The sequence below is a fragment of the Streptomyces sp. NPDC031670 genome (assembly GCF_055580545.1).
This window is the reverse complement of the sequence record NZ_JBVILC010000052.1, coordinates 1-4,728: the sequence shown is the minus strand read 5'-3', so window position 1 is coordinate 4,728 and position 4,728 is coordinate 1. Positions and strand designations below refer to the sequence as shown.

Here is a 4,728-nt window from a genome sequence, read left to right as displayed (position 1 = left end):
TCGGCTATCGGGTGACAGCCATACCCAGCACCCCTGGGTGTCCCGATCCTACGAATGACCGAAACGGCCCACAACGAACGGTATGGATCGGGTGACGGGCCAGCGTCCCGCAACTCACGAGGCTCCCGTGCCGTTGAGAGAAGTACCCGACGTCGCAACTCATCAACGCGGGAACCACGTTGGTCCCCCGTCCTGCCGCACTCGACCTGCCGCACGCTCTGGTCAAGTGGGTATCGATGCTCATCGTCACCCGTGAGGGTGACCGACGCTGCAAACTGCCGCCCCACCAGCGCGCCCTCGTCGGCCTGGTCTACCTGCGCCGGCACGAGACGCTCGCGCAGATCGCCGCCGGCTTCGGCATATCCATCGGGACCGCCCACGCATACGTCACGGCCGTCGTCAACCACCTGTCCTGCCGGGCACCCGGACTGCTGCGGGTCCTGCGCGAGACGGATCCGGATCACGTCCTGCTCGACGGGACGCTCACCGAGTGCGACCACGTCGGCGCCAGCCGGACCGACTACTCCCAGAAGCACCGCCGCCACGGCGTGAACACGCAGGTCGTCGCCGATCCGGACAGGCAACCTGCTGTGGATCTCGCCCGCGCTGCCCGGCCGCACCCGCGAGCTGACCGCGGCCCGCACCCATCGCATCATCCGGGTCTGCGAACGCCAGGGCGTCCCCGTGCTCGCCGACCGCGCCTACATCGGGGCCGGCCCCTGGGTGGCCACGCCCATCAGACGGCTTCCCGGCCAGCACCTCACCACAACCCAGCAGATGATCAACCGAGCCCTGCCAGCGGCACGAGCACCGGTCGAACGAAGCATCGCGCGACTCAAGTCCTGGCAGATCCTGCGCCCGGCCCGCTGCAGCCCCAACCGGATGACCGTCATCGCCGCAGCCGTCCTCACCCTGGAACGGCAACGCTGATACATCTCATTGCCGTTCCAGGGGGGGTGAGGACGGATTGGCAATGGCCGTCATCCAGTTGGATCCGTCTCACGACCAGACAAGTCGCCCTTCGGCAACGGAACAGACCGGATAGTCCCCCGCGCCGATCCTCGCCAGCATCTCCGCCACGGAGTCGAAGTAATGGGCCAATGACGGGTACTCGCCGGTGATCGTAGGCTCACCCACGAACCATCTGCCGATACGTCCGTCCGTCCCATCGATGAACCGTCCCGTCCAGGCATCCTGATCCGACAGGAACGGGATCCACTCCTCGCGCCATTCACCCCCACCGGACAAGGGGTGGTTCGCGTAGAGCTTCTCTATCGCCCGGATGCCCAGAAAGAAGCTCCCCTCGTCAGGGAACCCGGCGTAACCGCAGCAGGCGACGTCGTCGTCGACGTCTTCCTCGGGAAGATCCAGATTGTTCAGAAGCAGCCACGTCCGCAGGTCCCCATGCAGGGAGATCCCCATCCGTTTCTCGGCTGCCGCGATCATCTGTTCCGGGGCCGGCCCTGGCAGGTCCGCGTGATCGGTCGGCGCGTGCTCCCGAAGAAGACTCATCACACGCGACCAACTCTCAGCCACACTCATCGCTCTCTGCCCTCTCTACAGGGATGTCTCCGTCCGACTACGCCACTGCGGAGGTTGGGAAGTACCGACCGGAGAACCTTGCAGGGATGGTACTTCGAGCATGCGGCCCATCCTCCCCACGAACGTCTTCCGCCCCGAAGCGCAGGACCGGCCCGTCAGCGAAGTGACCGCCCGCGACTTTTCACAGACAACCCACTGTGCCCGGCGTGCCCAGCCGAGGAGCTTCCAGGCTCAAGCGAGGGCCACGGCGTCACCCTGGAGTGGCGAAGCTGAAAACGCTCAGTGACTTCTTCTCAACGTGCCAGTAGATCATCGCGCCGGGGCCACGGTATCGCTGGTGCCACTCGGTCATGAAGTTCGAGCTCCTGGAGCCCAACTCCTCGGACCCGGCCCGGGAAACAAGGCAGGAAAGGCCAGATGTCTACGCCAGGGCTCCGCCATGGCGCCCGCAAGCATCCGTTCGTGGGCCCAATGTCCGCGGACAACTCCTCTTGTCCGCCTCCCTTACCGAGTTGACCAGGCCCAGTCCACCGCGGTCATGCGGACAACCGCTGCTTCCGGCAGCGTCGGGCCGGCAAACGCCCCGGAGAACGCGGTGAGCCCGCACGCACAGGCCGACGTCCATGGGTTCGGGCATCCGCGAAGCCTTCGAGGCATCAGCAGAACAGAGGAGATGCCATGTCCACACCTACCCGCGCCACTTCGGTCACGTCCGCGACGACCCCCAACACCCGCGCCCGCCTTCGCGTGTCCCGTACGGCGGCCGTACTCGCCACTGCGGCCACGGCCGCGGCCATACTCGTCCCCAGCAGTGCCTCTGCGGCCCCGGCCCACGCCGCTGCCACCCAGACCAAGCCGTCGACGGCGGCATCGTGCAGTTCTTTCTACGTTGGCCGCTCGATAAACTACAACGCCTACGGCTACATCGCGGGGAGCATCTCCCAGATCTACAGCACCTGCGACGGCCGTGTATACGCCGAGTGGCTCTGGAACCCCGACTTCGTGCGGGCGTACAGCAACTCCACGGTCACCCTCGGCCTTGGCTCCATGGGCCTGAACGGCGGTGCGCCGGTCTGGGACTGGAACGACAGCCGCCCGGCGGCCGGCTCGCCGCGCGCGCTGTACCTCAGCTTGCCCCACGGGATGGCCAATCCCGACTCCTGGCGTGCCGGAGCCATCATCGACAAGAGCAACTGCGCCGCCTGGACATCCCAGCACTACTACGCCAACGGGTCCGAGACGGCCGGCCCCTACGCGGGCTGCAACGACACCCAGAACCTGACGCAGATCCCGTGGACACAACCCTAATTCGGCAACGGGGTGGCCCTGCCCCGGAACGGATCGGATCGGTGCGTCGGCGGCACACCCGCCACGTCGATGACGAACGTGAAAGGCTCGGCCAGCTCCACCGCTGCCAGAGACGAAGCCCAGTCGTCGAAGTCCGCCGCCGAGCGGATGCATCGGCCCTCAGCCTCCGGCCGGACAAGGGCCCGCAGATCAGGCGGTCCCGCATACCGATAGCTCCACCCCAGCAAGTTCACGCAGGCCGGGCCAACCTCACGCCCGCCCGAGGGCAGGGCCTGGGGAATGGAGTGAACTTACCCCTGGGGAATAACGAGAACGTTCACACCCGGGCGTCGACGCGGATGCTGGCCGGCCCCGGTGGTGCTGCCGGTCAGCGGTCAACGACTTCCTTGTCGAAGTCGCTGTGGGCCAGCTCGACAACGAGGTCACGGCCGGCGAACTGCGCGGCGGTGTCGGCCAGTCCGTACGCGGCGGCCTTCTCGACGTCCCCGGCTACCACGGCACTCAGGGCCATCGCCGTGGTAGCCGCGCTTTTCCGGACTGAGAAGTCGTCCTTGGCTGTACCCGCCGCGGGGCCGGGTCGGCTTCGGATTTCGTCCGCCGTTGCCGGTGACGGGCTGCCACGTCTTCATTTGTGATCACGCAGGAAGGCAGGGATCTCGTCGCGGGTCGGGTAATTCGGCAGGGAGGCTGGCTTGTCCTGAAGGAACGCAGTGATGACGGCGACGGCCCGGTCGTTGTTGTCGTCGAGGCCGTTCCACATGTGGTGCCCGACTCCGGGCATGTACTGCGTGCGCTGGACGGCGGGGTCATTGGCGAGAACGGTGGTCTCCCATTGACGGACCTGGGAGGAGCACTCGGCGATCATCAGCATGGCGGGGGTCCGGGAGCGCCTCAGTTGCGGGGTGATGGAGGAGGAGTCCTTGACCGTCTGCTGGATGCGGAGGCTGGCGGCGGGGCTGAAGGAGAAGTTCTGTGCGGTGTCTTCGGCGGGGATGCGGTGCGCGTCACGCGCGCAGTAGGCGGATGCGGTGTCGCTGCCGAGGTCAGCGGCGGTGAAGGCGTTGTCGCCTTCGGCCTGTCCGATCAGTCCGGTGTCGGGGGTGAGGAGTCCGAGTCGCATGAGGCCGAATGCCACGGCGTACCGGGGGACGTGTGTCGATCGCGGTCCGGTCAGGGCCGGCGCGAGGCCGCGCGCGGATTTTCGGCCCTTGTGCCCGGTGATGTGTGCGGTGGGGCCGTCCATGGGGCCGGGCTCGGCGATGATCGCCCGGTGCAAGCGTGCGGCGAGGCTCGGGTCGGCCAGGGCTCGGGTGAGCACGGCCCCGCCTGAGGAGAATCCGAGGATGTCGACCTTGCCCTTGTTCAGGCGGTCGACGAAGGCGGCGAGGTCACGGACCGACCTGGAGATCGTGTACTGGCTCATCGGGAGCAGGTCACTTCGTCCGCCACCGGCCTGTTCGTAGGCGTAGATGTCGTAGCCCTGGCGTGCCAGAAGTTGCAGGAACCGGTGGTCGAGCAGCGAGATGCTGCGGACCGGTCCGCCGTTGAGGTACACGAGCGGGATGGGATGCCGGGCGCCGGCGTTTGCGGGCGGGTAGTGGTACACCGCTACCCGGCTGCCTGTGGCCAGGCTCCAGTGCTGCGCGGTCACGAACGGCAGGGCGGGCGGGTATCTCCGGGCCGTCGGCACGGTCGGGATGCAGACCGTCGCTGTCAATGCCGCCGCGACAGCCACCGGCAGGAACGGCACGAGCCGCGCAGGCCAGGTGCGGCGCCGCCCCAGTGATGGGAACCTGCGAATTTCCCCAGGCTCGCTCCGTTTCCCCACTTCGTTCAAATGTGGATGAAGTGGGGAGGGTGGGGATTGCCGATCGTGCG

Annotated in this window: 5 protein-coding genes and 1 pseudogene; 2 read left to right on the top strand and 4 right to left on the bottom strand. The window is 67.2% G+C overall.

All coding sequences use genetic code 11. The features are described 5' to 3' along the window. Window positions 1-179 precede the first annotated feature (179 nt). Window positions 180-930 (top strand): annotated as a pseudogene (locus ACZ5ID_RS36885) (transposase). 69 nt (window positions 931-999) lie between these two features. Here the strand turns inward: ACZ5ID_RS36885 and ACZ5ID_RS36880 are convergent. Next, on the bottom strand, window positions 1,000-1,542 hold the full coding sequence (locus ACZ5ID_RS36880; RefSeq protein WP_468907156.1) for an SMI1/KNR4 family protein: 543 nt from the start codon (window positions 1,540-1,542) through the stop codon (window positions 1,000-1,002). Window positions 1,543-1,792: 250 nt separating this feature from the next. Continuing rightward, window positions 1,793-1,918: a Tn3 family transposase gene (locus ACZ5ID_RS36875; protein ID WP_468907153.1), complete on the bottom strand. Its 126-nt coding sequence runs from the start codon at window positions 1,916-1,918 to the stop codon at window positions 1,793-1,795. A gap of 302 nt (window positions 1,919-2,220) precedes the next feature. On the opposite strand from ACZ5ID_RS36875, the gene ACZ5ID_RS36870 reads away from it, so the two are divergent. Further along, entirely contained in the window at window positions 2,221-2,850 is a 630-nt protein-coding gene (locus ACZ5ID_RS36870) for a hypothetical protein (protein WP_468907150.1), read from the top strand. A 367-nt stretch (window positions 2,851-3,217) separates the two neighbouring features. Here the strand turns inward: ACZ5ID_RS36870 and ACZ5ID_RS36865 are convergent, their stop codons facing one another. After that, on the bottom strand, window positions 3,218-3,361 hold the full coding sequence (locus ACZ5ID_RS36865; protein ID WP_468907147.1) for a hypothetical protein: 144 nt from the start codon (window positions 3,359-3,361) through the stop codon (window positions 3,218-3,220). 114 nt (window positions 3,362-3,475) lie between these two features. Next, the coding region (locus tag ACZ5ID_RS36860; protein WP_468907144.1) for an alpha/beta fold hydrolase at window positions 3,476-4,728 on the bottom strand (1,253 nt) is incomplete at its 5' end.

Excerpts from the sequence above, each read along its gene's own strand:
- ACZ5ID_RS36880 (WP_468907156.1), bottom strand. The coding sequence starts at position 1,542 with ATGAGTGTGGCTGAGAGTTGGTCGCGTGTGATGAGTCTTCTTCGGGAG.
- ACZ5ID_RS36870 (WP_468907150.1), top strand. The coding sequence starts at position 2,221 with ATGTCCACACCTACCCGCGCCACTTCGGTCACGTCCGCGACGACCCCC.
- ACZ5ID_RS36865 (WP_468907147.1), bottom strand. The coding sequence starts at position 3,361 with ATGGCCCTGAGTGCCGTGGTAGCCGGGGACGTCGAGAAGGCCGCCGCG.